The organism is Neoaquamicrobium microcysteis (assembly GCF_008180155.1).
GTDB classification, from domain to species: Bacteria; Pseudomonadota; Alphaproteobacteria; order Rhizobiales; family Rhizobiaceae; genus Aerobium; species Aerobium microcysteis.
Map to the genome: position 1 here is coordinate 72729 of NZ_VSZS01000063.1, position 26048 is coordinate 98776.

The 26048-nt window shown below is 65.5% G+C and carries 30 protein-coding genes; 10 read left to right on the plus strand and 20 right to left on the minus strand.

The features are described from left to right. Positions 1-4: 4 nt before the first annotated feature. Positions 5-484 (plus strand): invasion associated locus B family protein, encoded by a 480-nt coding sequence (locus tag FY036_RS12325; protein ID WP_235897669.1) that lies wholly within the window; start codon positions 5-7, stop codon positions 482-484. A gap of 75 nt (positions 485-559) precedes the next feature. Beyond that, the gene (tldD, locus tag FY036_RS12330; RefSeq protein ID WP_235897650.1) at positions 560-1975 is read left to right on the plus strand and encodes a metalloprotease TldD; all 1416 of its coding nucleotides are present in this window, start codon (positions 560-562) and stop codon (positions 1973-1975) included. Between the two features lie 30 nt (positions 1976-2005). Here tldD and FY036_RS12335 read toward each other — a convergent pair whose 3' ends face one another. Together FY036_RS12335 and FY036_RS12340 are read right to left on the minus strand one after the other, a co-directional pair. Then, the gene (locus FY036_RS12335) at positions 2006-2518 is read right to left on the minus strand and encodes an RES family NAD+ phosphorylase (protein ID WP_148915041.1); all 513 of its coding nucleotides are present in this window, start codon (positions 2516-2518) and stop codon (positions 2006-2008) included. Beyond that, positions 2511-2882, minus strand: a complete 372-nt coding sequence (locus FY036_RS12340) for an MbcA/ParS/Xre antitoxin family protein (protein ID WP_148915042.1) — start codon at positions 2880-2882, stop codon at positions 2511-2513. The genes FY036_RS12335 and FY036_RS12340 overlap by 8 nt, the downstream gene beginning before the upstream one ends. A 74-nt stretch (positions 2883-2956) precedes the next feature. Between FY036_RS12340 and FY036_RS12345 the strand changes: the two genes are divergently transcribed. After that, positions 2957-3658 carry an NAD-dependent deacylase gene (locus tag FY036_RS12345; protein ID WP_148915043.1) on the plus strand — a complete coding sequence of 234 codons (702 nt, stop codon included), beginning with the start codon at positions 2957-2959 and terminating at the stop codon, positions 3656-3658. Between the two features lie 20 nt (positions 3659-3678). On the opposite strand, the gene FY036_RS12350 is transcribed toward FY036_RS12345, so the two are convergent. The 8 genes from FY036_RS12350 to FY036_RS12385 form a co-directional block, all read right to left on the minus strand. Further along, on the minus strand, positions 3679-4923 hold the full coding sequence (locus FY036_RS12350) for a class I SAM-dependent RNA methyltransferase (RefSeq protein ID WP_148915044.1): 1245 nt from the start codon (positions 4921-4923) through the stop codon (positions 3679-3681). Then, the gene (locus FY036_RS12355) at positions 4920-5684 is read right to left on the minus strand and encodes a TlyA family RNA methyltransferase (RefSeq protein ID WP_148915045.1); all 765 of its coding nucleotides are present in this window, start codon (positions 5682-5684) and stop codon (positions 4920-4922) included. Before FY036_RS12355 ends, FY036_RS12350 begins: the two co-directional genes overlap by 4 nt. A 53-nt stretch (positions 5685-5737) precedes the next feature. Continuing rightward, a complete protein-coding gene (locus FY036_RS12360; RefSeq protein WP_148915046.1) occupies positions 5738-6022 on the minus strand; it encodes a hypothetical protein in 285 nt (94 codons plus the stop codon). An 82-nt stretch (positions 6023-6104) separates the two neighbouring features. After that, positions 6105-8045 (minus strand): 1-deoxy-D-xylulose-5-phosphate synthase, encoded by a 1941-nt coding sequence (gene dxs, locus FY036_RS12365; protein WP_235897651.1) that lies wholly within the window; start codon positions 8043-8045, stop codon positions 6105-6107. Positions 8046-8066: 21 nt separating this feature from the next. Then, a complete protein-coding gene (locus FY036_RS12370) occupies positions 8067-8321 on the minus strand; it encodes an exodeoxyribonuclease VII small subunit (RefSeq protein WP_148915047.1) in 255 nt (84 codons plus the stop codon). Positions 8322-8325: 4 nt separating this feature from the next. Beyond that, a complete protein-coding gene (locus tag FY036_RS12375) occupies positions 8326-9252 on the minus strand; it encodes a histone deacetylase family protein (protein ID WP_148915048.1) in 927 nt (308 codons plus the stop codon). Positions 9253-9323: 71 nt separating this feature from the next. After that, on the minus strand, positions 9324-10298 hold the full coding sequence (locus tag FY036_RS12380) for a hypothetical protein (RefSeq protein ID WP_148915049.1): 975 nt from the start codon (positions 10296-10298) through the stop codon (positions 9324-9326). Positions 10299-10347: 49 nt separating this feature from the next. Further along, a complete protein-coding gene (locus tag FY036_RS12385) occupies positions 10348-10953 on the minus strand; it encodes a TetR/AcrR family transcriptional regulator (RefSeq protein WP_148915050.1) in 606 nt (201 codons plus the stop codon). Between the two features lie 129 nt (positions 10954-11082). On the opposite strand from FY036_RS12385, the gene FY036_RS12390 reads away from it, so the two are divergent. Next, positions 11083-12303 carry an MFS transporter gene (locus FY036_RS12390; RefSeq protein WP_148915051.1) on the plus strand — a complete coding sequence of 407 codons (1221 nt, stop codon included), beginning with the start codon at positions 11083-11085 and terminating at the stop codon, positions 12301-12303. Between the two features lie 53 nt (positions 12304-12356). Here the strand turns inward: FY036_RS12390 and ribB are convergent, their stop codons facing one another. Both ribB and aroC read right to left on the minus strand, forming a co-directional pair. Continuing rightward, positions 12357-13457: a 3,4-dihydroxy-2-butanone-4-phosphate synthase gene (gene ribB, locus FY036_RS12395; RefSeq protein ID WP_148915052.1), complete on the minus strand. Its 1101-nt coding sequence runs from the start codon at positions 13455-13457 to the stop codon at positions 12357-12359. A gap of 115 nt (positions 13458-13572) precedes the next feature. Next, complete coding sequence (gene aroC / locus FY036_RS12400; RefSeq protein ID WP_148915053.1) at positions 13573-14673, minus strand: chorismate synthase; 1101 nt, start codon at positions 14671-14673, stop codon at positions 13573-13575. A gap of 168 nt (positions 14674-14841) precedes the next feature. On the opposite strand from aroC, the gene FY036_RS12405 reads away from it, so the two are divergent. Further along, on the plus strand, positions 14842-15108 hold the full coding sequence (locus FY036_RS12405; RefSeq protein WP_148915054.1) for a DUF1344 domain-containing protein: 267 nt from the start codon (positions 14842-14844) through the stop codon (positions 15106-15108). A 3-nt stretch (positions 15109-15111) separates the two neighbouring features. Here the strand turns inward: FY036_RS12405 and FY036_RS12410 are convergent, their stop codons facing one another. The 4 genes from FY036_RS12410 to FY036_RS12425 all read right to left on the minus strand — a co-directional run bounded on the left by FY036_RS12410 (position 15112) and on the right by FY036_RS12425 (position 18088). Continuing rightward, entirely contained in the window at positions 15112-15702 is a 591-nt protein-coding gene (locus FY036_RS12410; RefSeq protein WP_148915263.1) for a histidine phosphatase family protein, read from the minus strand. Continuing rightward, the gene (fabI, locus tag FY036_RS12415) at positions 15702-16520 is read right to left on the minus strand and encodes an enoyl-ACP reductase FabI (RefSeq protein ID WP_148915055.1); all 819 of its coding nucleotides are present in this window, start codon (positions 16518-16520) and stop codon (positions 15702-15704) included. The genes FY036_RS12410 and fabI overlap by 1 nt, the downstream gene beginning before the upstream one ends. 60 nt (positions 16521-16580) lie before the next feature. Next, positions 16581-17525 carry a DnaJ C-terminal domain-containing protein gene (locus FY036_RS12420; RefSeq protein ID WP_148915056.1) on the minus strand — a complete coding sequence of 315 codons (945 nt, stop codon included), beginning with the start codon at positions 17523-17525 and terminating at the stop codon, positions 16581-16583. An 89-nt stretch (positions 17526-17614) separates the two neighbouring features. After that, positions 17615-18088, minus strand: coding sequence for an RT0821/Lpp0805 family surface protein (locus FY036_RS12425; RefSeq protein WP_235897652.1), 474 nt, complete (start codon positions 18086-18088; stop codon positions 17615-17617). Positions 18089-18131: 43 nt separating this feature from the next. Here FY036_RS12425 and pdxH point away from each other — a divergent pair, with 43 nt between their 5' ends. Next, entirely contained in the window at positions 18132-18746 is a 615-nt protein-coding gene (gene pdxH / locus FY036_RS12430) for a pyridoxamine 5'-phosphate oxidase (protein WP_148915264.1), read from the plus strand. A 218-nt stretch (positions 18747-18964) separates the two neighbouring features. On the opposite strand, the gene FY036_RS12435 is transcribed toward pdxH, so the two are convergent. Continuing rightward, positions 18965-19564 (minus strand): PIN domain-containing protein, encoded by a 600-nt coding sequence (locus tag FY036_RS12435; protein ID WP_148915058.1) that lies wholly within the window; start codon positions 19562-19564, stop codon positions 18965-18967. Continuing rightward, positions 19561-20304 (minus strand): hypothetical protein, encoded by a 744-nt coding sequence (locus FY036_RS12440; RefSeq protein ID WP_148915059.1) that lies wholly within the window; start codon positions 20302-20304, stop codon positions 19561-19563. Before FY036_RS12440 ends, FY036_RS12435 begins: the two co-directional genes overlap by 4 nt. Before the next feature lie 144 nt (positions 20305-20448). Between FY036_RS12440 and FY036_RS12445 the strand changes: the two genes are divergently transcribed. After that, positions 20449-21255: a hypothetical protein gene (locus FY036_RS12445; RefSeq protein WP_148915060.1), complete on the plus strand. Its 807-nt coding sequence runs from the start codon at positions 20449-20451 to the stop codon at positions 21253-21255. Between the two features lie 473 nt (positions 21256-21728). Continuing rightward, positions 21729-22175: a hypothetical protein gene (locus FY036_RS12450; protein WP_148915061.1), complete on the plus strand. Its 447-nt coding sequence runs from the start codon at positions 21729-21731 to the stop codon at positions 22173-22175. A gap of 35 nt (positions 22176-22210) precedes the next feature. On the opposite strand, the gene FY036_RS12455 is transcribed toward FY036_RS12450, so the two are convergent. Together FY036_RS12455 and FY036_RS12460 are read right to left on the minus strand one after the other, a co-directional pair. Next, on the minus strand, positions 22211-22963 hold the full coding sequence (locus tag FY036_RS12455) for a crotonase/enoyl-CoA hydratase family protein (RefSeq protein ID WP_148915062.1): 753 nt from the start codon (positions 22961-22963) through the stop codon (positions 22211-22213). 11 nt (positions 22964-22974) lie between these two features. After that, positions 22975-24750, minus strand: coding sequence for an acyl-CoA dehydrogenase (locus tag FY036_RS12460; RefSeq protein ID WP_148915063.1), 1776 nt, complete (start codon positions 24748-24750; stop codon positions 22975-22977). Between the two features lie 125 nt (positions 24751-24875). Here FY036_RS12460 and FY036_RS12465 point away from each other — a divergent pair, with 125 nt between their 5' ends. After that, the gene (locus FY036_RS12465) at positions 24876-25112 is read left to right on the plus strand and encodes a hypothetical protein (protein ID WP_148915064.1); all 237 of its coding nucleotides are present in this window, start codon (positions 24876-24878) and stop codon (positions 25110-25112) included. A gap of 56 nt (positions 25113-25168) precedes the next feature. Continuing rightward, positions 25169-26047, plus strand: coding sequence for an amidohydrolase family protein (locus tag FY036_RS12470; protein WP_148915065.1), 879 nt, complete (start codon positions 25169-25171; stop codon positions 26045-26047). Position 26048: the final 1 nt, after the last annotated feature.

The following is a 26048-nucleotide window of genomic DNA, read 5'->3' on the forward strand; positions in this document are numbered from 1 at the left end:
CGCGATGATCCTGTCCCTGCCCGCGGCCGCGCAGCAGCAACAGCAGCAGTCCGGGTCGGTACGCTCCACCCATGGGGCATGGTCCATCATCTGCGACACGCCCGGAGGGGCTGCCACCGAGCAGTGCGCCCTGATGCAAAACGTCGTCGCTGAAGACCGGCCCGAGGTCGGCCTCTCCGTCGTGGTACTGCGCACCGCCGACAACCGCGCCGAAATCCTGCGCGTGCTCGCCCCGCTCGGCGTTCTCCTTCCGAACGGCCTGGGCCTCAACGTCGACGGCAATGATATCGGTCGCGCCTATTTCGTGCGCTGCTTCCAGGACGGCTGCTATGCCGAGGTGATCCTGGAGCAGCCGCTGCTCGACACGCTGCGCAACGGCGACGCCGCCACCTTCATCGTCTTCCAGACGCCGGAGGAAGGCATCGGCATCCCCGTCGAGCTCGACGGTTTCGCGGCCGGTTTCGACGCCCTTCCCGGACGGTAGTGCTGCGGCGGGTGCATCCCACGCTTCGCGCGCCTATATAGCCGTGACGACCAGTCACGAATGCGGAGCTATCAAGTGCCAGCCAGACTTCTCGAACAGTTCGACGTTTCCGAAGAGGCGATTCGCCGGATCGTGGCCGAGACCATCGACGGTGCCGACGACGGCGAGCTGTTCGTCGAGTATCGCGAGGGCGAGGCTCTCGTCTTCGACAACGGGCGGCTGAAGACGGCCACGTTCAATTCCGAGCGCGGCTTCGGCCTGCGCGCCGTGGCAGGCGAAGCTGCCGGCTATGCCCATGCGAGCGAGCTTTCGCAGGCCGCGCTGCTGCGTGCGGCCGATGCGGTCTCGGCGGTGAAGGCCGGCTATTCCGGCACGCTTGCCGCTGCGCCCGCCGGCACCAACGCGAAGCTCTACGGCGAGGAAAACCCGACCGCCGACCCCGCATTCGGCGACAAGGCAAAGCTGCTTCAGGAGATCGACGCGTGGGTGCGCGCCCGCGACCCGCGCGTGCGCCAGGTCACCGCCTCGCTTGCCGCGTCGTGGCAGCAGGTCGAAATCCTGCGCGCCGACGGCCGTGTCGCCCACGACATCCGGCCGCTCGTGCGCTTCAACGTCGCCGTCGTCGTCGGCGAGGGCGACCGGCAGGAAACCGGCTCCTACGGCATGGGCGGGCGCAAGGGCTTCGGCGAGTTCATCGCCGAGGATTCGTGGAAGCACGCGGCCGAGGAAGCCCTTCGGCAGGCGCTGGTGAACCTCGAGGCGATCCCCGCCCCCGCCGGTACGTTCGACATCGTGCTGTCGTCGGGCTGGCCGGGCGTGATGCTGCACGAGGCGGTCGGCCACGGGCTGGAAGGCGACTTCAACCGCAAGAAGACGTCCGCCTTCGCCGGGCTCATGGGCCAGCAGGTCGCCGCAAAGGGCGTCACGGTCGTCGACGACGGCACGATCGCCGAGCGGCGCGGCTCGCTGACCATCGACGACGAGGGCACGTCCACCAACCGCACCGTGCTTATCGAGGACGGCAAGCTTGTCGGCTACATGCAGGATCGCCAGAACGCCCGCCTCATGGGCATGAAGCCCACCGGCAACGGCCGTCGCGAATCGTTCGCGCACGCCCCGATGCCGCGCATGACCAACACCTACATGACCGCCGGCGACCACACGCCCGAAGAGATCATCGCATCGGTCAAGAACGGCATCTACGCCGTATCGTTCGGCGGCGGGCAGGTGGACATCACGTCCGGAAAGTTCGTGTTCGGCTGCACCGAGGCCTACATGATCGAGGACGGCAAGGTCACCCGGCCGATCAAGGGCGCCATGCTCATCGGCAACGGGCCGGATGCGATGCACCGCGTCAGCATGGTCGGCAACGACATGAAGCTCGACACCGGTATAGGCATGTGCGGCAAGGCCGGACAGGGCGTCCCCGTCGGCGTCGGCCAGCCGCACCTGCGCATGAACCAGATGACGGTCGGCGGCACGCGTACCTGAACCGATCTAGCCTGTCACTCGCCGGCCCGGTCAAACCCACGAAGCCGGCGTCTCCGGCAAGCGTCCCTCGGGATCGACCACGCGCAGCGTCGGCTCCCCTTTGCCGTTCCAGCGCCAGAGCGCGACGCAGGTGCCGCCGGGCGACATGAAGGAGGGGTAGATCACGCCGTCGAAGCCCTCGCCGAGCAACCTCTCGCGCAGAAGATGCGTTTGCGGCGTCGCGCCGGCATCCATTTCGGCGCGCCATTCGCAGCGATGGATGGCGGCGCTCTCGCCAAGCCGGTCGAGCAAACTCGCCTGCGTCAGATCGGCCAGCTTCGAGTCCTCCAGCTCGAGCCGGGCAATCAGCGCCGGATGCTGCACGAAACCCTGATTGTATTCCGCCCATGCGGTCGATAGCTCGCGCGCGGCATAGATTGTCGGCTCGCCGACGGGGTTCCACCGCCCGCCGAAGCGCGACGCGCCCTCGCCCGAAAGCGGGAGATGCGCCCAGCGCGGCACGAAGGCCCGCCACAGCGTGACGATCGCGGTGTCGTCAGGCATAGACGCCGGAGCGCACAGCCTCCAGATAGGCGAGCACCTTGTCGGCCTTGCCTTCGCGCACCAGGTCGTAGGCGGTCTTGCCCGCCCAGCCGGGGATGGGCTGGTGCTTGAACCAGATCGCGGCGCGCTCCTCGCCGCCGGCCATCTCGCCGGCCATGGCCAGCACCCGCACCACCGGGCTCAGCGCGGCGTCCACCTTGCGCGCGCCGCTCTTCGCGGCAAGCGTGTTGCGGGCCACGCCCACCAATGCGGCCAGCTCGGTCATCGTCACGCCCAGCAGGTCCGCGACCCGGCGCGGCGACAGGAAGGGCGTATTGCCCTCGCCGAACCTTCCGGCCGAAATTTCAAGCGCAACGCTGCTCATGACATATTCCTTGCGCAATTTGACACATCCATGCTCAATATGCGCTCAGAGAACGCACTTTTCAAGCAGGCTTCATGGAGCGCCCCTCTTCCATCGTCATCCTGACCGGCGCGGGCATCTCGGTCGAATCCGGCATCGCCAGCTTCCGGGACCGGAACGGCATCTGGGCGAAACACGACTGGCGCGACTACGCCACGCCGGAGGGCTACGCCCGCAATCCGCGCAAGGTGCTGGACTTCTACAACACGCGCCGGCGCGCGCTGGCCAACGTCTACCCCAACGAGGCGCATCACGCGCTGGCGCGGCTGGAGGGCGCGTTCAAGGGCGATTTCCTGCTCGTGACGCAGAACGTGGACGACCTGCACGAATCCGCCGGCAGCCGAAAGCTGCTCCACATGCACGGCGAACTCCGCTCCGCGCTTTGCGAGGCGTGCGGCATGCGCTCGCGCTGGCGCGGCGACATGACGGTCGATTCGAAATGCCATTTCTGCGAAACCGTCGGCCGGCTGCGCCCCGACGTGGTCTGGTTCGGTGAGATGCCCTACCAGATGGAACGTATCTACCGGGCGCTCGCCGAGGCCGATCTGTTCATCGCCATCGGCACGTCGGGCCACGTCTATCCCGCGGCCCAGTTCGTGGAGGAAGCGCGCCACGCAGGCGCCCATACCGTCGAGTTCAACATCGACGAATCAGAAAACGCGAGCGAGTTCGACGAGACGATCCGCGGCCCTGCGACACAGACCGTGCCGGAATTTGTGAACAGGCTGCTGGCTTGAGGCAACGGCGTCCTCGCCCGTCACCTTCGCTTCTTTGGCTTTTCCAGCAGGGCCACCGCCTCCAGATGCGGCGACCAGATGAACTGGTCCAGGGGCACCACGCGCTTCAGCTGGTAGCCGCCGTCGATCAGGATGCGAAGGTCTCGCGCCAGCGTGACGGGATTGCACGAGACGGCTGCCACATAGCGCAACTGGCTGCGTGCGATCTGCTTGGACTGGTCCTCCGCCCCGGCGCGCGGCGGATCGAACACCAGCCCGTCATAGGTCAGGTCCATTTCCTTGAAGGTCAGCGGCCGCACGAAGAGGTCGCGCTTCTCCACCGTCACCTTCTTCATGCCAGCGCCGAAGCGATAGGCACGGTCGAGGCTGGCAAGGGCGGCGGCGTCGCCTTCCACGGCGTGCACCTCGCTTTCGCGGGCGAGCCGCAGAGCGAAGGTGCCGACGCCGGCAAACAGGTCCGCCACGCGCTTTGCCTTGCGCAGATGTCCGCCGACGAGGTCGGCCATCGCCTTCTCCGCGCCCTCCACCGCCTGCAAAAACGCACCCGGAGGCGGCTGCACCGCCACGTCATCCACCATCACGACCGGCTTCTTCGGCTCGACCACGATCTCGCCGTCGATCGACAGCCGCGCGATCCCGCTGCGCATCACGAAGTCGACGACCACCTGCCGCGCCCTGCCCTCAAGCTTGCCGCTGTCTTCGGCAGCCACGTCGAGACCCGAGGCCGTCTGCGTCACGCCCAGCCGAAACGGCTTTGGCGTGCGTGCGATCAGCGCCGCCAGCTCGCGCAGCGTTTGCAGCCGCTCCATGATCGACGGCAGCACGACGTGGCATTCTTCCAGATCGACGATGCGGTGCGAAAGGGCCGCGTTGAAGCCAAGCAGGATTCCCTTCTCCGTGGTGCGCGCCGTGAACGCCGCGCGCCGGCGCGAATAGGGCGCGCAGGACACCATCTCGTCTACAGCCACGTCGATACCCTTCGACGCCAGCACCTCCACCAGCTTCTCGCGCTTCCATTCGCGATAGGCGGCTTCCTCCAGATGCTGCATCGCGCAGCCGCCGCAATCGCCGAAATGACGGCACGGCGGCGCAACCCGCAGCGGCGAGGGGTCGAGCACGGCCACCAGATCCGCCTTCTTCTCGCCCAGCGAAACATTGACGCGCTCTCCCGGCAGCGCGAATGGCACGAACACCTGCCCGCGCGGGGTTTCGGCTATGCCGTCTCCCTGCGCCCCGAGGCGCGATATGGTGAGAATGCTGCTCATCTGTCCTTCACGCCTGCCAGCAGGAATTCACGATTGCCGTCTCCGCCTTCGATAGGCGACGGCACGAAGCCGAGGCTGCGCCAGCCCGGCTGGCTGTCCAGCCAACCTGCCAGTTCCGCAGCGATGCGATCGGCCGATGCCGGGTCGCGCAGCAGTCCGCCCTTGCCGATCGCCTCCCTGCCCGCCTCGAATTGCGGCTTGACCAGCAGCACGCAACGCGCGCCGCTTGATGCCAAGGCAAGCGCGGGCGGCAGCGCCAGCCGGAGCGAGATGAAGCTCACATCGGAGACGATGAAGTCGGGGTGGCTGCCTTGCAGGTGCGCGTCGGTCAGGTCGCGCGCATTGAGCTTCTCGAGCGACGTTACCCTCGCATCGGCGGCCAGCGCCGGATCGAGTTGTCCGTGCCCCACGTCGACAGCGGTCACATGCGCCGCGCCCCGTTCCAGCAACACCTGCGTGAACCCGCCCGTGGACGCGCCGATATCCAGCGCCTCGCAGCCATTCGGGTCCAGAGCGAACGCCTCAAGACCAGCCAACAGCTTGAGGGCGGCACGCGAGACGTAGGCCTGCGCCGGATCGTTGACGACGATGCCGCACGTTTCCGCCGTCGGCTGTCCAGCCTTGGCCGCCGTCACACCGTCAACCGCCACCGCGCCGCGCGCGATGGCGTCACGGGCGCGCGAGCGGCTGGGGAAAAGCCCGCGCCGGACGAGCAGTTCGTCGAGTCGCTGCCTTTGCGGGGCGTGTTGCGAAGCATTCATGGGTCTTCATTGCTGCATGCGCCCCGCCAACGCAAGCGAACCGGTGCCGCGTCTCACAATTCGGGCGAGACGGACGACTTGCGTTCCACCGCTATCGCCAGTCCGTCCCGCCATATGCCGGGGCGCGGGGGGTTCGCAGGTTGCGGCGGCGACGTTTCGGCAGGAGCCTGCAGCAGCGGCTCGGCGTCCTGTCCGAAGCCGCCGCGCAGCTTGCCGTCCATGCGCGCAGCGACGATGTCGGCGGCCGCCTCGGCAAGCGTGCGGTCATAGCGCTCGTCGGCGGTCGCCGCCTTCACGCATACCATCACAGCAAAGGCGGCAGACACCAGCCCGCGCATTCCTGACGCTCCTTGTTCGGCGCGGTTCTAGCGCGGCGAAGCTAAGGAAGCGCCAAGTGGAAAGGTTAGCGAAACGTAGCCATCAGGCGCGCACGGCGGCGCTGGCGGAGCGGCCGAGCGCGCCGAATACGGCGCGCACGATGCCGGCGGAATCCAGCCCGGCATCGGCGTACATCTTCTCCGGCTTGGCATGGTCGGTGAACGAGTCCGCCAGCACAAGCGGGCGCACCTTGAGGCCGCTTTCCAGCAGCCCCTCATGCGCCAGCAGATGCAATACGTGGGTGGCGAAGCCGCCTATCGCGCCCTCCTCCACCGTCACCAGTATCTCGTGCTCGCGCGCCAGCCGCCGGACCAGATCGGCATCCAGAGGCTTGGCGAAGCGCGCATCGGCAACCGTGGTCGAAAGGCCGGCGGCGTCTAGCTCCTCGGCGGCAAGCAGGCAGTCGGCCAACCGGGTGCCGAAGGAAAGCAGCGCGACCTTCGTGCCCTGCTTGACCACGCGGCCCCGGCCGATCTCCAGCATCTGGCCGCGCGGCGGCATCTCGACGCCGACGCCGTTGCCGCGCGGGTAGCGGAACGAGATCGGGCCTTCGTCGTATTCGGCAGCGGTGCGCACCATGTGCTTCAACTCTGCCTCGTCGGCCGCAGCCATCACCACGAAATCGGGCAGCGAGGCGAGGTACGTCACGTCGAACGCGCCGCAATGCGTTGCGCCGTCGGCGCCGACATAGCCGGCGCGGTCGATGGGAAAACGCACCGGCAGCTTCTGGATGGCGACGTCGTGCACCACCTGGTCGTAGGCGCGTTGCAGGAAGGTCGAATAGATCGCCACGAAAGGCTTCAGACCCTCGGTCGCGAGGCCGGCGGCGAAGGTCACGCCATGCTGCTCTGCTATGCCGACATCGAACGTACGCGTGGGAAATGCCTCGCCGAACAGGTCGAGCCCGGTGCCGCTGGGCATCGCGGCGGTGACGGCAACGATGCGCTCGTCCTCGCGCGCCTCCTGGATGAGGCTTTCGGCGAACACCTTGGTGTAGGCCGGCGCGTTTGCGGGCGGCTTGGCCTGCGTGCCCGAGATGACGTCGAACTTGTTGACGCCGTGATACTTGTCGGCCGCGGCTTCCGCCGGCGCGTAGCCCTTGCCCTTCTGGGTCACGACATGGATCAGCACCGGCCCCGTGCCGTTGTCGCGCACGTTACGCAACACCGGCACCAGATGCTCCAGATCGTGGCCGTCGATGGGGCCGATATGGAAGAAGCCCAGTTCCTCGAACAGCGTTCCGCCGGTCACGTAGCCACGCGCATGCTCCACCGCCCGGGTCACCGCGCGGTCGACGCGCTTGCCCAGATAGGAGGTCAGCTTCTTGCCGAAATCGCGGATGCCCGCATAGGTCGCGCCCGAGGCGAGCCGCGCCAGATAGTGGCTCATCGCGCCCGAAGGCGGCGCGATCGACATGTCGTTGTCGTTGAGGATGACGATGAGGCGGGCATCCAGCGCGCCTGCATTGTTCATCGCCTCATAGGCCATGCCGGCCGACATCGCGCCGTCGCCGATCACTGCGATGACGTTGTTGCGCCCGCCCTTCAGGTCGCGCGCCACCGCCATGCCGAGGCCGGCGGAGATGGAGGTTGACGAATGCGCCGCGCCGAACGGGTCGTATTCGCTCTCGGAGCGCTTGGTGAAGCCGGAGAGCCCGCCTTCCTGCCTCAGCGTGCGGATGCGGTCGCGGCGTCCCGTGAGGATCTTGTGCGGATAGGCCTGGTGCCCGACATCCCAGATGATGCGGTCTGCGGGCGTGTCGAAGACGTAGTGCAGCGCGACCGTCAGTTCCACGACGCCAAGGCCCGCGCCGAGATGACCGCCAGTCTGCGATACCGCATCGATGAGTTCGGAGCGCAGTTCGGCTGCCAGTTGCGGCAGGTCGCCGGCTGGCAGATCCCTCAGATCGGCCGGGATACGCACCTTGTCGAGAAGCGGGGTCTGCGGGCCTGGCATCGCGGTCTCGCGGTTCGTTTCGTTCATCACGCTTTCGGGCGGCGAAAGCTACTCCGCGTCCAGCGGCTCCGTGCCGACGGGCTTGCCGTCGCGCGACAGGCGGATTTTCTCGACCTTGTCCTCGGCGGATTTCAGCAGCTTCTCGCAATGCGCCTTCAGCGCCTCGCCGCGCTCGTAGATGCGGATCGACTGGTCCAGCGGCACGTCGCCGCGCTCCAGATCGTCGACGATGCGCTCCAGCGCCTCCAGCGCCTGCTCGAAGGTCAGCGCCTTGATGTCCTCGTTCTGTGCGGTCTCGGTCATCGAGCTATCCCTTCATGAGGCGGCGGACATGCGCGCCGACCGAAAAGGCCAGACCCTGCAGGTCGTAGCCGCCTTCGAGCAGGCTCACGAGCCTGCCGTTCGACCAGCGGTCGGCCTTTTCCATCAATACGGCGGTCGCCCAGTCGAAGTCGCCTTCGTCCAGATTGATCTCGGCCAGCGGGTCGCGATGGTGCGCATCGAAACCGGCCGAGATGATGATGAGGTCGGGCTGGAAGTCGTCGATGGCAGGCAGCACGCGCGACAGGAACGCGTCGCGGAAAAGATCGGTGCCGGACCCGGCCGACAGCGGCGCGTTGACGATGTTGCCCGCGCCCGTCTCGTCCTTCTCGCCCGTGCCCGGATAAAGCGGCATCTGGTGCGTCGAACAGTAGAGCACGGACGGATCGTCCCAGAAGATGTCCTGCGTGCCGTTGCCGTGATGCACGTCCCAGTCGACGATCGCCACCCGCTCCGCGCCGTGCTTGCGCTGTGCGTGGCGCGCGGCGATGGCGGCGTTGTTGAACAGGCAGAAGCCCATCGCCGTCACCTTCTCGGCATGGTGGCCGGGCGGGCGCGAGGCGACGAACACATTGCCGGCCGCGCCCGAAAACACATCGTCCACGGCGGCATTGGCCGCGCCGATGGCAGTCACGGCGGCCTGCCAGCTTTTGGGGCTGGCGGTCGTGTCGGAATCGATGCGCGCCAGCCCTTCGGCCGGAATGCGCGAGCGTACCTTGTCCACGAACTCCTGCGGGTGCGCGTAGAGTATCGTGGCCTCGTCGCCTTCGGGCGATTGCTGCCTGTCGAGCGCCTCGAAGGCCTCGTCTTCCAGCACGCGCCCGATGGCGCGCAGCCTGTCGGGCCGCTCCGGGTGGCCTGCCGGCGTCAGGTGCTCGAGATAGATCGGATGCGTGTAGAGCCGCGTGGTCATGCCCCGATATAGGCGCAGATGCGCGAAATGACCATGTCGCGCATCCTGCTCGCCCGCTTGTTCAACAAACTTTATGCCGGCTGGTCCGCCACGCCGCCGCGCCGGCCGGCAAAAGCATCGGCCGCCTTGTCCTTGAGTTCGCGGAAATGCGACGACGCCTCGGTGAGCTTGCGGTCCCACTCGGCATTGGGCGTCTGCCCCTCGATGGCGCGGAAATAGACCTGCATCAGCGCGGCGATGACGAAGGGCTCGATCAGCGCCGCCTTGATCGCCCAGGCGAAGACCAGCGCCAGCACGAAGGACCAGCCGGCAAGCTGTCCGGGCATCATGTAGAGGATGGCGGCGGCAGGCGCGAGCATCACGAGGAAGACGGCAAGCGCCAGCACCCACATGAAGATCGCCAGCCACACCGCGTTCTTCACCATCGTCCTGCCGTTCTGCGCGTAGAGCACCACGCCCTGCCGCGCGCCCTCGAAAGGCGCCTGGCTGTTGGTGCGTATGTTGTAGCCCAGGATGATCTCGTCGACATAGGTCAGCGAGATGCGCACGACGGTGTTGAAGAAATTGGCGAGCGCCTGGAGGCCGGCGATCGGAATCATGCGGGCCGTGCCGGAGATCAGCCCGGTGATGACCGCCACCACGCCCTTGATGAGCTGGTCCACCACGAACAGCACGTTCGCCTCGGCGAACCGCGCCTTCACGACGCTCGTGGCATAGCCGATCTGGCCCTGACCGTCCGGCACCTCGCGCCCGTCGATCAGGTGCACCATGACGGCGATGTGCCCGGCCTTGACGACGTAGAGGATGTATTCGCGGATCCAGTAGACGACGGCGGAGACGAGGCCGAAGCCAAATATGCCGCCCCACAGCGCGAAGGTCGCGGGGCTGTCGGAGATGTGGCCGACGCCGTAGCCCACCCCCGCCCCCGCGCCGGTGGCAAGGATGTAGGCGACTGTGATGCCGAAATACACGACGAGCCGCAGCGCGATGAACGGCCATGTCCTCGCCATGAGGCCGAGCGTCTGCCCGATATTGAAATCCCACATTGCCTGAGCCCCCGAATCGTTCGCCTGCGCGAAATACAGGGGCAGCTCACTAGTTCACGTTACTTGTTGTCAACAGTCCTTCGAGCAATGCGCGAAAGGCGATTACTATGCGATCGGACGCCTGCTTCGGGTCGTGCGAATTGGCGATCCACTGCGCACCGTGAAGCGACACGCCGTTGATGAGACGCGCCGTCGCCTCGGGGTCGAGCTCTTGGCGGATGTAGCCTTGCTGCTTGAGCGTGCGCACATGCTTCATCATGGCGGCCAGGCACCCTTCTTGGTTGCTCCAGCCCAGCGGGTCGCCCAGCACGGCCGGGCCGTCCCGGTGCACGATCCGCTGGATTTCCGGCTCAAGCGCCATTTCCACATAGGCGAGACATTCGTCCACGAACCCATCCCACGGATTGGAAGCGCGTTTGGAAACCTCGTGCAGTCGCTCCGTCATCTCGGCGTCGATCTGCATGATGACGGCTTCCAGCAGCCCCTTCTTGCCGCCGAAATGGTGGTAGATCGCGCCACGCGTCAGCCCGGCCTCGGCGGTGAAATCGTCCATCGACGCATCCGCATAGCCCACCGTGCCGAAGGCGCGGCGGGCGCTTTCCAGCAGCTTGCATTTCGTTTCCGCGATCATCTCGCTGCGCGGTCTGTGCGCCATGGCATTTTCTCTCTGCACCAATACACATACGCGTCGTATGCCAATTGACATACGCAGCGTATGAACTTACCTCGATAGTCATACGCGACGTATGTATGTCGCCGACACGGGAAAATCGAGGAGTTTCTTATGGCAAATCCCTATGCAGAAATCTTCCGGGCGAGAGGGGCGAAAGGGTTTGCCGCGGCAGGCTTCATCGCCCGCCTGCCCATCGCCATGGCGCCCATCGGCATCGTCGCCATGCTGTCTCAGGCGCGCGGCGAATACTGGCTGGCCGGCGCGGTCTCGGCCACCTTCGCTCTCACAAACGCGTTCGTCGCGCCGCAGATATCGCGTTTGATCGACGGGCGGGGCCAATCGGTCATCGCTGCGCCCGCCACCTTCGTCTCGGTCATCGCATTCCTGGTGCTAATCGCCGCGACCAATCAGGAATGGCCGGTCTGGACCCTTTTCGTCTCGGCCTTCCTGGCCGCCGCCATGCCCTCCATGCCCGCGATGGTGCGCGCGCGCTGGACCGAAATCTTCCGTGGCAGGCCACAGATCAACACCGCTTTCGCGTTCGAATCCGTGGCCGACGAGCTCGTCTATATCGCCGGCGCATCGCTTTCCGTGGGCCTTGCCGTCGCGCTGTTCCCGGAAGCGGGCATGCTTGCCAGCACGCTGTTTCTGGCCGTGGGCATGACGGCGTTTCTCCTCCAGCGCTCAACGGAACCCGCCGTGCACGTTTCGACGGATGGCCCGGGACGTTCGGCGATACGGCAGAGGCCGGTGCAGATCGTCACGCTGGCACTGATCTTCATCGGGGCCATCTTCGCTACAGCCGAAGTCAGCGCCGTGGCGATCACCAAGGAGCTCGGCCAGCCGGGGGCCGCAACGCTGGTCATCGGCGTCTATGCCGCCGGCTCCTTTGTCGTCGGGCTTGTCCTCGGCGCGCTCAACCTGAAGATGCCGCTTCAGCGCCAGCTTGCCATCGCGGTGACGATCATCGCGCTGACGACAGTGCCGCTGCTTTTTGCCGATACGGTCGCACTGCTGGTGGTTGCCGTGTTCGTCAGCGGGCTAGCCGTATCGCCGACCTTCATCACCGCGTTCGGGCTGATCGAGCGCCGCGTGCCCGAATCCATGCTCACCGAGGGCGTCACCTGGGTGATGACCGGCATCGGCATCGGCATGGCGTTCGGCGCGTTCGCCGCCGGATGGGTCGTGGACACGTTCGGCCCGCAGAACGGCTTCTGGGTATCCGTCATCTCGGGCAGCGCCGCCCTGCTGACGGTACTGCTCGGGCAGCACGTGCTGGGTGGAGAGCCAAGTGCCCGCACCGGTAGCGCACTGGCACAGCCCGCCGAATAGGCCCTGCCCTGTCAAGAAAGGCTCCGGCGTCCGCGCCGGAGCTTTTTCGCGTTTCAGAGGATTTCGGTGGAGCTGATCTCGATGCCGAAGCCTTCCAGCCCGACATAGTGCTTCTCGCGCGACGTGATGAGCTGGATCGACGAAATGCCCAGATCGCGCAGGATTTGCGCGCCGAGCCCGATCTCGCGCCATTCGCTCTCGCGCCGAAGCGCCTCGTCATGCGCTTCCGAGCCGCCGTGCGGCGGGCGGTTGCGGCTGCTCGATCCGACACCCACGGAACCTTCGCGCAGGTAGACGATCACCCCGCGCTTCGTTTCCCCCATCCGGCGCATGATCTCGTCCAGCCGGCTGTCGGGCCCGAACACGTCGGAAACGACGTTTTCCGGGTGCAGGCGAACCGGCACGTCCACGCCGTCGCGAATATCGCCGAACACGACGACGAAGTGCTGCATGGCATCCCAGGGCAGGCGATAGGTATAGGCCTTTGCCGGGCCCGCCACCGTCTCGACGTCGAAGCAGTCGATGCGCTCGATCAGCGTCTCCTGACGCTGGCGGTAGGCGATCAGGTCGGCGACCGATACCTGCTTCAGGCCGTGTGTTTCGGCAAATGAAGACACCTGCGGCCCGCGCATCACCGTGCCGTCGTCGTTGACCAGCTCGCAGATGACGCCGACCGGCGGCAGGCCGGCCAGCTTGCAAAGGTCTACCGCTGCCTCCGTATGGCCGGAGCGCATCAGCACGCCGCCCTCGCGCGCCACCAGCGGGAAGATGTGGCCCGGACGCACGAAATCGGCCGCGCCCACATTGCCGTTGGCCAGGTTGCGCACGGTCAGCGTACGGTCCTCGGCCGAAATGCCGGTCGTGGTGCCGTGCTTGAAATCCACGCTGACGGTAAACGCCGTCGAATGCGGCGCGTCGTTGTCGGCCACCATCGGCTGGAGGTTCAGCCGCTTGGCCTCGTCGCGCGGCATCGGCGCACAGACGATGCCGGACGTGTGGCGCACGATGAAGGCCATCTTCTCGGGCGTGCAATGCACCGCCGCGACGATCAGGTCGCCCTCGTTCTCGCGCCCGTCATCGTCCATCACGACGACGATCTCGCCGTTTTCGAATGCGCGCAGCGCCTCGACGATCTTCTTCTGGTCGTATGCCATGCGTCAGCCGTGGTGGTGAATAGTGAAGGGTGAATGGTGAATGGGCGCAACACCGGAGGCTGCGTGAATCCGCTTATGGTCAGTTCTCATGCTCATCTCCAGCCCCATTCACTATTCACCGCCCCGTCTGGCCACGGTGCCGCAGATAGTGGTCGGCGATCGCGCAGGCAACCATGGCCTCGCCGATCGGAACGGCGCGGATGCCGACACATGGGTCGTGCCTGCCCTTGGTGCGCACATCGACCTCTTTCCCCTCCACGTCCACCGAGCGGCGCGGGGTGAGGATCGACGATGTCGGCTTGACGGCAAAGCGGGCGACGACCGGCTGTCCGGTCGAGATACCGCCAAGGATCCCGCCGGCATGGTTGGCGAGGAAAAGCGGCTTGCCGTCATTGCCGATGCGCATCTCGTCGGCGTTCTCTTCGCCGGTCATGCGCGCGGTGGCGAAACCGTCGCCGATCTCAACGCCCTTCACGGCATTGATGGACATCAGGTTGGACGCGATGTCCTGGTCGAGCTTGGCATAGACCGGCGCGCCGAGGCCTGCCGGCACGCCTTCCGCCACAATCTCTATCAGCGCGCCGACCGACGAGCCGGCCTTGCGCACTTCGTCCAGATAGTCGGCGAAGACCGCAACCGACGCCGGATCGGGGGTGAAGAACGGGTTGTCGCCGCTCTCGACGAAGCCCCAGTTCCAGTTGTCGCGGTCGATCTCCTTTTCGCCCATCGCAACCAGCGCGCCGCGCACGACGAGGCCGGGCACCACCTTGCGCGCCAACGCGCCTGCCGCCACCCGCGCCGCCGTTTCGCGCGCGGATGAGCGCCCGCCGCCGCGATAGTCGCGGACGCCGTATTTCACGTCATAGGCATAGTCGGCATGGCCGGGGCGATATTGCTGCGCGATCTCGCCATAGTCCTTCGAGCGCTGGTCCACGTTCTCGATCATCATCGAGATGGGCGTACCGGTCGTCACCAGCGTGTCGGGATGGGCCTCGTCGGCAACCACGCCCGACAGCACCTTCACTTGGTCGGGCTCGCGGCGCTGCGTGACGAAACGCGACTGGCCCGGCCGACGCCGGTCGAGTTCGGCCTGAATGTCGGCCACCGTGAACCTGATGCCGGGCGGGCACCCGTCGACCACGCAGCCCAGCGCCGGCCCATGGCTCTCGCCCCACGTCGTGACGCGAAAAAGATGACCGAATGTGTTGTGCGACATGGCGGGGCCTGTGGACGGTTTCCGCGACGCTTCTATTGGCCTTTGGCAAACGCGTCAAACATGCAGCCGACGCTAAATTTTGACATAGTCGGGCTGTTTCTGCTTTCGTGACATATCGAAAGAGACGCAGCTTCGAAAACGCCGAAGCCGTTCAGATGAGGAAAGACGATGCGTACTGTCAAAGGGCTTCTTCCCGCGCTTTTCTTCGCCGCCAGCGTGGCCTTCTTTTCGGGCACGGCCATGGCCGCAGACGACGAGGGCACGATTGCAAGCGTCGATCGCGAGGCGCTGACGATCACGCTCGACAACGGCAACACCTACAAGCTGTCGGGTGAGTTCGACGTCGAGGCTCTGGAGGAAGGCGCCGAGGTCGTGCTCGCCTACGACAATGTCGGCGGCGAGAACATGGTCACCGACCTCGTCATCTACGAATAGCGCCTACGAAAGCCACTCCAGCCGGCCGTCGCGCAGGCGCAGGACCCGGTCCTGCGGGATTTGCAGCGCCGCGCATTCTTCCGGCGGCAGCGTATCCGTCAGGCTGAAGATGGCGCGCAGCACGCCGCCATGGGTGACGCAGACCGTGTCGCCCGCGATACCTTCCAGAAACGGCCGGATGCGCCGCGTCAGCGCTTCGTAGCTTTCGGCCCCGTCGCCCGGCGGCACGAAGCGCCACTTGTCTTCCTCGCGGCGCGCAAAGCAGCCCGGATCGACCGTTTCGAGCTCCGCGAAGGTGCGTTCCTGCCACGCGCCGAAGTTCACCTCCACCAGCCGCTCGTCGGTGCGGTAGCCCTCGGCGGGAAGCCCCATCGCTCTCCGCAGACGCTCCATCGTCTCGCGCGTGCGCCTCATCGGGCTCGCGACGAAGTCGAAGGCCTCAGGCTGCACGACCAGCGTGCGCAACAGTTCGCCGTTGCGGGTCGCCTGCGCGCGGCCGAAATCGTTCAGGTCGGTGTCGGCCTGCCCCTGAAGTCTTCCCTCGGCGTTCCAGTCGGTCTGTCCGTGGCGGACGAAATAGACGATGCTGCCCATCATTCCTTGACGCCGGAAATGTCGGGCGCGTCCACCGCCTTCATGCCCACGACGTGGTAGCCGGCATCGACGTGGTGCACTTCGCCGGTGACGCCGTTGGAAAGGTCCGACAGCAGGTAGAGGGCCGAATTGCCGACCTCCTCGATCGACACCGTCTTCTTCAGCGGCGCGTTGTACTCGTTCCACTTGAGGATGTAGCGGAAGTCGCCGATGCCGGATGCGGCCAGCGTCTTGATCGGGCCCGCCGAGATCGCGTTGACGCGCACCTTCGAGCCGCCGAGATCCACCGCCAGATAGCGCACGCTGGCCTCCAGCGCCGCCTTGGCCACGCCCATGACGTTGTAGTGCGGCATCACCTTTTCGGCGCCGTAATAGGTCAGCGTCAGCATCGAGCCGCCTTCGCTCATCAGCTTTTCGGCGCGCTGCGCGACGGCCGTGAACGAATAGACCGAGATGTCCATGGTGCGCTGGAAGTTGGCGCGGGTGGTATCGACGTAGCGGCCGTCCAGCTCTTCCTTGTCGGAAAAGGCGATGGCGTGGACGAGGAAGTCGAGCTTGCCCCACTTCTGCTCAAGCCCCGCGAACACGGCATCGACGCTGTCCATGTCGGTCACGTCGCAATCGCCCGCCACGTGAGCGCCGAGCTCGGACGCCAGCGGCTCGACGCGCTTGCGGAACGCCTCGCCCTGATAGGTCAGTGCGAGTTCGGCGCCCGCATCGGCGCACGCCTTGGCTATGCCCCAGGCAATCGACCTGTTGTTGGCGACCCCCATGATGAGGCCACGCTTGCCTGCCAAAAGGCCGTTTCCTGCCGCCATGAGACGTTTCTCCGCATCATTTGATGTTTTGGAGCCCTATCGCACAGGCGGTTGAAGGCTTCAAGTTGAAGCCTTCGTCTTTCGTATCAGGGCTTCGAGTTCAGGATCGCCGCCCTCGGGCAGCATGATGCGCACATGGGCGTAGAGGTCGCCGTGGCCGCCTGCCTTCAGCGGCAGGCCCTTGCCCTTCAGCCGCAGCTTGCGGTCGGAGCTCGACCATGCGGGTATCGAGACGGCGAGCCGGCCGTAGGGCGTCTCCACCGCAACCTTCGCGCCCAGCACGGCATCTGCCAGCGGCACGGGCACATCGACATGCAGGTCGCGGCCTTCGACGCGGTAGAGCGGGTGCTTCCTCAGGCGAATTTTCACCAGCGCATCGCCCGGCTTCACGCCTGGCATCGCTGCGCCGCCCTGCCCCTTGAGGCGGATGGTCTGGCCGTCCTCGACGAAGGCCGGCAGCTTGATGCCGACCTTGCGGCCGTCCGAAAACGACGCCGTCACCTTGGCGGCGGTGGCGATTTCCTCGACCGTCACGTCGAGCGTGACGTTGACGTCCGAGCCCGCCGCATCCTGCCCCGCGCCGCCGCCGGCTGGCCCGCGCCGGAACGACTGGCCGAACAGCTCGCTGAAGATGTCGCCCGCATCGCCGAACGGGTCGCCGCCCTGTCCCGGCCCGGCCGAGCGAAACTCGAACCGCGCACCGCCGGGGCCTGCACCGCCCGCGCGCCGGAACGCGCCGAAGGGATCGCCGCCGCCCGCACCTTCGAAATTGGCGAAGCGCGGCTTGCCGCTGGCGTCGATCTCGCCGCGGTCGAACTGGCCGCGCTTCGTCTCGTCGCCGACCACCTCATAGGCCTGGTTCGCTTCGGCGAAGCGGTCCTTGGCCTTGGGGTCGCCCGGGTTCTGGTCCGGGTGATATTTCTTGGCGAGCTTGCGGAACGCCGACTTGATGTCTTTCGCAGAGGCGTTCTTCGCAACGCCCAATACGTCGTAGGGATCGCGCATGATGTCCTGTCTGCCGAAGAATGGGGTTGTCGTCCACTATATGCGCACTGTTAGGAAGAAATTCCAGCGTAGCAGGCGCTTTTTGTCGATCAGTCGATCTGGCTGAACGACGTCATCACCCAGGTCTTGGCCGGGCTGAGGCAGGTTTCGCCGCTGTAGAGGCTCACCCCGTCGAAGCTCTCGCGCGAGGTGGTGAAGCGGCGGCACAGATAGCCGCGATCCTTCGTTTCGAGGATGGAGCTGATCGCGCCGCGCGATCCCGTCGCCGCATTGGCCCAGCCGACGCCGCTCTCGCCCACTTCATCGACGATTGCCGACGACACCGCATTGCCGATGGTGGTTTCGTCGGACGTCCTGACCGCGTCGTTGGCGGCGGGCGGCTGCGGGCGCGACACCGAGCCCGTCACGATCGACCGGTCGGGCACCGCGTCCTCGATGGAAAAGCCCCGCGCGCCGCAGCCCGAAAGCGCCAGGACGGCCAGCAGACAGGCGGCCTCACGCCGGCTGAACCAACGGAAACCCGCCCTGCCCCATCCACAGAAAGCTTGCGCCGGACGCGCCAATGGGCAATCTCCAGTCAGTTCCACAGCACCAAAGAGCGGCATGATGACAGAGACAGGGTTAACGGACGGTGATTTTACCGAAAGCGCCGAGCCCTATGCGCTGTTTGCCCGCTGGCTGAACGATGCCACGACGGCCGAGCCCAACGACCCGACCGCGCTGGCGCTGGCGACCGTCGATCCCGATGGCCTGCCGAATGTACGCATGGTGCTGCTCAAGGGTTTCGACGAGCACGGCTTCGTCTTCTACACCAATTGCGAGAGCGCCAAGGGTCGCGAAATCCTGTCCTCGATGAAGGCGGCGATGTGCTTCCACTGGAAGAGCCTGCGCAGGCAGGTGCGCGTGCGCGGCCCGGTGGAGCAGGTCACGCCTGAAGAAGCCGACGCCTATTTCGCCACCCGCCCGCGCGGCAGCCGCATCGGCGCATGGGCCTCGGCACAGTCCCGCCCGCTCGAAACCCGCTTCGCGCTGGAAAAGGCGGTCGCCGAATACACCGCCCGCTACGCCATAGGCGACATACCCCGCCCGGCCCACTGGTCGGGCTTCCGCATCAGGCCCTCCTCCATCGAATTCTGGCACGACCGCCCCTTCCGCCTGCACGACCGCGTGCTTTTCGAGGCAACTGGCGATGGGTGGAGGAAGACGCGGCTTTATCCGTGAGGGGGGAGACGGGGAGAAGCGGTTCGAGGCTTTCGACGTCGTTTCGGTCATTCAGCTTGGTTTGGCAGCAGCCCGAAACGGCCCTTCGAAAGGAAGTCAGATACCGGCTCGTGCAGGGTCGGTGGCAGACAGGCCGCTGTTGGCACTGCGAACGAGAAGCGGACTTCGACGCCTCAAACTGCCTTTAGGTTTTGCCTTTCTTCCAATGGCCTCTCGCTTCAAGCCGCCGGCGCGTCGGGATCTACCGGCTCAGTGTCGACAAGGTCTAGGTTGATGTGGCGACGGGGTCGGAAACCGAGATCGAGCGACGTCTGGGCTAGCGATGCAGGGATATCGAGGCTGCCAATGCCGACCGTCCTGATGCCGCGATTGAACGCGTGTTTCGCGAGGTCGCCGTCGTCGGTGTAGATGGTATCGGCACCTGCGACGCGGGCGATCGCCACGATCTGTCGGTCGAACCTGATCTTCGTCCACGGCCCTTGAACGCCGCCACGCTTGTCGCCTCCGTCGATAGCCTTCTTCTCAATATCGGCGAGCTCCATGGCTGCACGTTCGTCGAACGCTTCGACCCGAAACGATGCGGATCGGGTGAAGCGTGCGATCAGCGCCGCTCGCTCGTCCTCATCGCTGCGAACAAGCACCTCGGCCAGCACCGGCGTGGGGATGACGATCTTGGTCCTATCGGCAGCGAGTTGAGCTAGGAGTCCGTCGACCCGTTCCTTCGCGTGCGAAATCATCACGCCTTTCGCGTCCTTGGCCAGCATCGCATCGGGACGGACGAGCATGATCGCGAGGTTGGTATCAAAAACGACCGTCAAAGCTCGTCCTCTTCGCCGCCGCGCAATACCCAGATCTCGTCCCACGCGTCACCACCTTCGCCCCACGTGCCCGGCGATTGGCGAAGCGTCTTGACCAGATCCTGGAGGGGAGTGTCGTCAAGCTCGATGAAGTCAGCGATATCAAACTTCTTGAGCACCCACGTGCCGCTCTCGGGCCGATGCCATTCGCCTTTGCCGCTCAGGCGAAGCTCGCGACCGAACAGGTGCGCTCCCAATGCGCGGGCGATTGCGCGGGTGGTGTTGCAGATGTAGACTTTGTCACCGTCTTGGATCGTGACGGGAACTGTGCTGTCCCTCCCCCCCAGCTTGATGACGACGCCGTCGATGGTTCCGACCTGCGTAATGACCTGCGGCTTCGCCGGCTCGGGCGTATACTTACCAGGAAATGCCAGGAGCTTCCCGCCACCATGCTCGCGCGTCAGTACGCCAGTGGCGTCGTCGGCCTTCAGCAGGGCGTTGACCTCCTTGTACGCGTTGAGGTGGACCACGTCAGCCGTTCCGTTTGCGACAAGAGCGATGCGCTCCTCGACGTCCGCAGCAGCCTCCTCCTCGACCCGGTGGACGACGACCGTGCTGCCGGTCGCCAGCTCCTTGAAGTGGACCTCCGCCTTCTCGCCTAACATCTTCGCCAACGCGACCAGATACTCGCCGAGGCGCTCCATGGGAATCGTCTCGGGTCGAAACTTGTCGATCTTGAAGCGGAGTTCGAGCTCGCCCATGGTTCCCACCTTCGCCGGAAGGCTAACATAGTGCCAAGGATTGTTGAAATAGTCCTTGAAGGAAGGCCTGCGGCGAAGTGTCGATAATAGACAGTTAGGCTGAAATCCACCATGTTCCTGCGGTTAGATCGTCAGGGAGGTGGGATGGGGAAAGAACTTCAGAAGCTGCGAGCCCGTAAGGAAGTCCGCAAGCGATTAGATGCGATCGACTCGCGGCGCGATATGTGTCTCGTCATCCATTACAGTTGCGAGTCCTTCTACGACATCAAGGACGGCAGGACGCCTCGTGTTACCTCAATTGCGATCCGCGAGTTCGAGAGCGGACAAACGACCTCGTTCTCGATCCACAAGAACGCGGAGCTCAAAGGAGTGCCGCTGGCTGACATAACGGCGAAGTACGACGAGCTTGAGAAGGAGATGCTCGCCGAGTTCTATGCCTACCTTAAGACAAAGCCGGACCACTCCTTCATCCACTGGAACATGCGGGACATTAACTACGGCTTCCAGGCGATTGAGCACCGATATCGAGTGCTCAAGGGCGAGCCAGTTTCTGTCGCAGACGGCAAGAAGATCGACTTGGCACGGGAGCTAGTGGCTCTTTTTGGAGTTAAGTACGCGCCGCATGGTGGCTCTGGACGCCTCCACAGCCTTATGGAGATGAACGACATCACCGCAAAGGACGCCCTGACCGGCGCCGGTGAGGCCGAGGCGTTCGAAAGGCAAGAATACGTTAAGCTGCATCAGTCGACGCTACGGAAGGTGGACGTGGTCGCGAACCTCCTGGATCGCGTGCTTGATGGCTCGCTTAAGACTAAAGCGACCTGGGGTGACCAGCATGGGTTTCACCCCGTCGCAGTGATCGAATGGATCAATGAGCACTGGCTCTACGCAGGGCTTACAATTGTCGCCTTACTGCTGGGGTTTTACGTCACATTCAAAGATATGATCTAGCGCGCCACGCCATAGTTTCCGCTGTCGATCACTCTGACGTTTCGCACAGATTTGCGCTCGGTTAGGTCACCAGCGAAGAACGGCTCGCCGGCGGCGATGCGGTGGCGGTGGGTGACGCTGTGGTAAGGCAGGCACGCCCAGCCCTAGATCAGTGCTCGCAAGGCGGCTCATCGAGCCAACGAGCCCTGAGTCACTCGTGTCGGCTTCTGGGCTGGGGCCGCGACTAGCGCAATGATCGATATGGAGGCGCGTTGCCGATGGGGGTGCGGCGGCCACCTCAAGGGCAGCTTTCCAAACTTCGTCGCCTTAAAGCCGCCATTCCGCTTCCCAGCCCACAATCGCCGCCCCCGCATCGCGTCCGCTCGTGGCCAGACACATCCCATTTTCAGCATCGGCCAGAAGCGGGCCAAAAATCCTGTCCACCTGCCTCCGCACCTCGCGGACAATGCCCGCCAGACAACGGAGCGACGGACATGGACTGGAACGATGCACTGGAGGAGGAGCTTGAAGCGCTCGGCCGCATCGTCGCCCTCCTCTGCGCGCTTGCGGTTCTGGCCGAGCGCGCCGCCGGGCGGTCACCCCTCGTCCGCAGCCTCGTTTTGTGGTTGCTGCGGCGGGCCGAGGCCGTGGCGCGCGATTTCGTCGAAGGCGACGCGCCATTCGGCGCGATGCCGGTCGTGCCTGCGGGCACGGGCCCGGCGGATGCCATGCGGCTCGCCGCCAGCCTTCGCGCGCTGGCACGGCAACTGGACAGAGAGGCAAGGCTGCTTGTCGCATCATGCAGGCTGGCCAGCCTTGAACCCGCCGCATCGCCGTCCGTCCGGATGCCGGCGCTGCGCGATGCTCTGGGCTCCCTGCTCAGGCTCGCGGCGGTGGCGCTCGGCGCAGCGCATCTCAGCCCCGCGCCCGACACTTCGTGACAAGCCGGTTCGCGTCCCGCCCTTTTTCGTCCTGCCTACGCCTTCTTGCGGCTCATGAAGGCGACGAAGGCGTTGCGTGCTTCTTCGGATTTCAGCCGGGCGCGGAAATGCTCGCCCTCTTCCTTGATGCGTGCCACCAGCGCCTTGCGGTCGCCCAGCATCAGGTCGCGCGCGATCTTCAGCGCCTCGGGCGGCTTTTCGGCGATGCGCTCGGCGGCTTCGAGTGCTGCACTTTCCAGCTCGTCCTCCGGCACCACGGCGTAGATGAGGCCGGCGGCCCTGGCGCGCTCGGCCGAAAAGCCCTCGCCCAGCCCCAGCAGCGCGAAGGCCTGCTGGCGGCCCAGCACGGCGGGCGCGAGCAGGCTGGAGCCCGCCTCCGGCACCAGCCCCAGATCGACGAAGGGCGTGCGGAACTCGGTGCGCGGCGTGGCCAGCGTCAGGTCGCAATGCAGGTTGATCGTCGTGCCGATGCCGACCGCGATGCCGTCCACGCCCGACACGATCGGCTTTTGCGCGTTGGCCAGCGCCAGCAGGAAATCGTAGACCTCCATGCCGCCCTCGCCGCCGGTGGCGACCGCCATGAAATCCGCAAGGTCGTTGCCGGACGAAAACGCGCCCGGCACGCCGAGGATCAGATGGCACCGGATCTGCGGGTCCGCGTCGCCATCCGCGAGCGCCGACGCCATCGCGGCATACATGGCGCGCGAGATTGCATTCTTCTTGTCGGGGCGGTTCATGCGGATGATAGCCACGGCACCGCGCCGCTCGACCGAAATATGCTCGTTCATGGCTATTTTCCTCACGAAACGAGAGCGGAATCGGCGTCGGCGAGGCTTTTTGCGCCTTCGACGACACGTTTTTTGAGCGCGGAGGCCTCGTCTACGAGGTTTTCGGCGAAAAAGCGCGCCAGCGCCAACCTCGCCCGATCGCCCCCTGCAAGCGCCCCCCTGACGAGGTAGCTTCCGCCCGCCGCGAGCGCGAATAGTCGAAGGTAGGGCGTGGCCCCGGCAAGCGCCTCTTCCTGCCGTCCCTCCGCCACCGCGGCCTGCAGGAAGGAGGTCGCTTCCGCCAGGTCGTCCAGTGCGGCGTCGCACTTCTCGGCCGTGCGGCCGAAGCCGTCCGCGTTGGATTTGCGCAGCTTTTCAATGTCTTCGCGCAGCTCGGCGATATAGCCCCGCACATGCTCGCCGCCGCCGAGCGGCAGCTTGCGCATCACCAGATCGATCGCCTGGATGCCGTTGGTGCCTTCATAGATCGGGGCGATCCGCGCATCGCGCAACAGCGCCGCCGCCCCGGTCTCCTCGATGTAGCCCATCCCGCCATGCACCTGCACGCCGATGGAAGCGACCTCGACCCCGATGTCCGTGGAGAATGCTTTTGCTATGGGAGTCAACAGGTTGGCGCGGTCCTGCCAGTGCCGCATGTCCTCGCCTTCGGAGGCATGCGCCATGTCGAGCGCATGGGCGCAGGAATAGGAGATCGCGCGCGCCACCTGCGTCAGAGCCTTCATCGTCAACAGGTTACGCTTGACGTCGGCATGGTGGACGATCGGCGCCATGCCTTCGCCGTCGAAGCCGAGGGCCTTGCCCTGCCGGCGCTCCTGCGCGTACGCCAGCGCCTTCTGGCGAGCGGCTTCGGCGATCGCGACGCCCTGCATGGCAACGGCCAGACGCGCGTTGTTCATCATGGTGAACATGCAGGCAAGGCCCTTGTTCTCCTCGCCGATCAGCCATCCGATCGCGCCGGGCTCGCGGTCCTTCGCGAAGCCGTCGCCATAGATCATGGTGCAGGTCGGCGAGGCGTGGATGCCCATCTTGTGCTCGATCGAGGCGCAGAAGGCGTCGTTGCGCGCGCCGAGCGATCCGTCGTCGTTGACGAAGAATTTCGGCACCAGAAACAACGAGATGCCGCGCGTGCCGGCCGGCGCGTCGGGCAGCCGCGCCAGCACCAGATGGACGATGTTGTCGGTGAAGTCGTGCTCGCCATAGGTGATGAAAATCTTCTGGCCGAAGATGCGATAGGTGCCGTCGCCGACCGGTTCGGCGCGAGTGCGCAGGGCGGCGAGGTCCGAGCCCGCCTGCGGCTCGGTCAGGTTCATCGTGCCCATCCACTCGCCCGAGACGAGCTTTTCCAGATAGGTCGCCTTCAGCTCGTCCGAGCCGTGCTTGTCCAGCGCCTCCACCGCACCCATCGTGAGCGTCGGGCCGATGGCGAACGCCATGGAGCCGGAGTTCCACATCTCGAGGGCGGCGACGGAAAGCATGTTCGGCAGGCCCTGCCCACCGAATTCCTCCGGCCCGGTCAGTGCGTTCCAGCCGCCTTCGACCCAGCGGCGATAAAGGTCTTTCCAGCCGGGCGGCGTGGTAACGGCCGCGTCCTTCAGCACGGCGCCGTGCTCGTCGCCGATCTTGCGCAGCGGCGTCACCTCGTCGGTTGCGAATCGGCCGGCCTCCGACAGGATCGCGTCCACGAGGTCTTCCGAGAGATCGCCGAGCCGGCCGCCTTCGAGCGCCGCGTTCAGGCCCGCGACGTGCTTCAGCGTGTGGGCGATTTCCTCCACAGGGGCGCGATACATCCGCCATTCTCCTCCAGGTCAGTGTTCTTCCGAGAGCTAAGACCTTTTGACGTAAACGTCAAACAGCAACAGCGATTGCACATGACCGCTCAGGCAATTAGTTTCCCCGGCGAACGGAGAACGACATGCTCGCACGCCCGGAAAAATTTCGCTGCATCGAATGCAGCAAGCTCTACGGCACGGAAGGCTTCGCCTACTACGAAGGCCTCATCGAGAACGGCCCCGCCTATTGGTCGGACCGGGGTCTGCTGTGCTCTGCAGCGTGCTCGCTGACGCACCACCGCAAGCGCATGGCAGAGGGCACCGTGCGCCACGAGCCGGCACCCAACCCGCTCGATGTCGATCCCGCCTTTCGGCGCTGACGACACGCCAGAACTCATCGAACCGGCGACGCTTTGCCGGGCGGAGAAGACCGATCATGAATCTCGACGAACTCGTCGCCATCGACATCCACACCCATGCTGAAGAGCCGTGCTGCGGCCCGCGCGACGACGGCTATGACGAGTTTCAGGCCGGCATGGCCAAGTATTTCAGGAACCCGGCCGGGGCCAAGGGCATGCTGCCGTCGGTTCAGGAAACGGCGGAGTACTACCGCGAACGCAAGATCGCCTGCGTTATCTTCCCCGTCGATGCCGAGCGCGAGACCGGCTTTCGCCGCTACAAGAACGAGGAAGTGGCGGAGATCGCGGCCAAGAACAGCGACATCATGATCCCCTTCGCCTCCATCGACCCGGCAAAGGGCAAGGCCGGCGCGCGCGAGGCGCGGCGTCTGGTGCGCGAGTTCGGCGTCAAGGGTTTCAAGTTCCACCCGACGATGCAGGGGTTCTATCCCAACGATCGCTCGGCTTACGTGCTGTACGAGGCGATTGCGGAGGAAGGTGCGATATCGCTGTTCCACACCGGCCAGACCGGCGTCGGATCTGGCATGCGCGGCGGCATGGGCATGCGGCTCAAATATTCGCACCCGATGTATCTGGACGACGTGGCCGTCGACTTCCCCGACATGCCGATCATCCTCGCCCACCCTTCGTTCCCGTGGCAGGAAGAGGCGCTGTCGGTCGCCACCCACAAGCCGAACGTCTATATCGACCTGTCCGGCTGGTCGCCGAAATACTTCCCTCCGATCCTCGTGCGCTACGTCAATTCGCTCTTGAAGCACAAGATGCTGTTCGGCTCGGACTGGCCCGCGATCACCCCCGACCGGTGGCTGTCGGACTTCGAGGCCATCGACATCAAGGAAGAGGTGCGGCCGCTGGTTCTCAAGGAAAACGCGATCAAGCTGCTGAACCTGCGCTAGC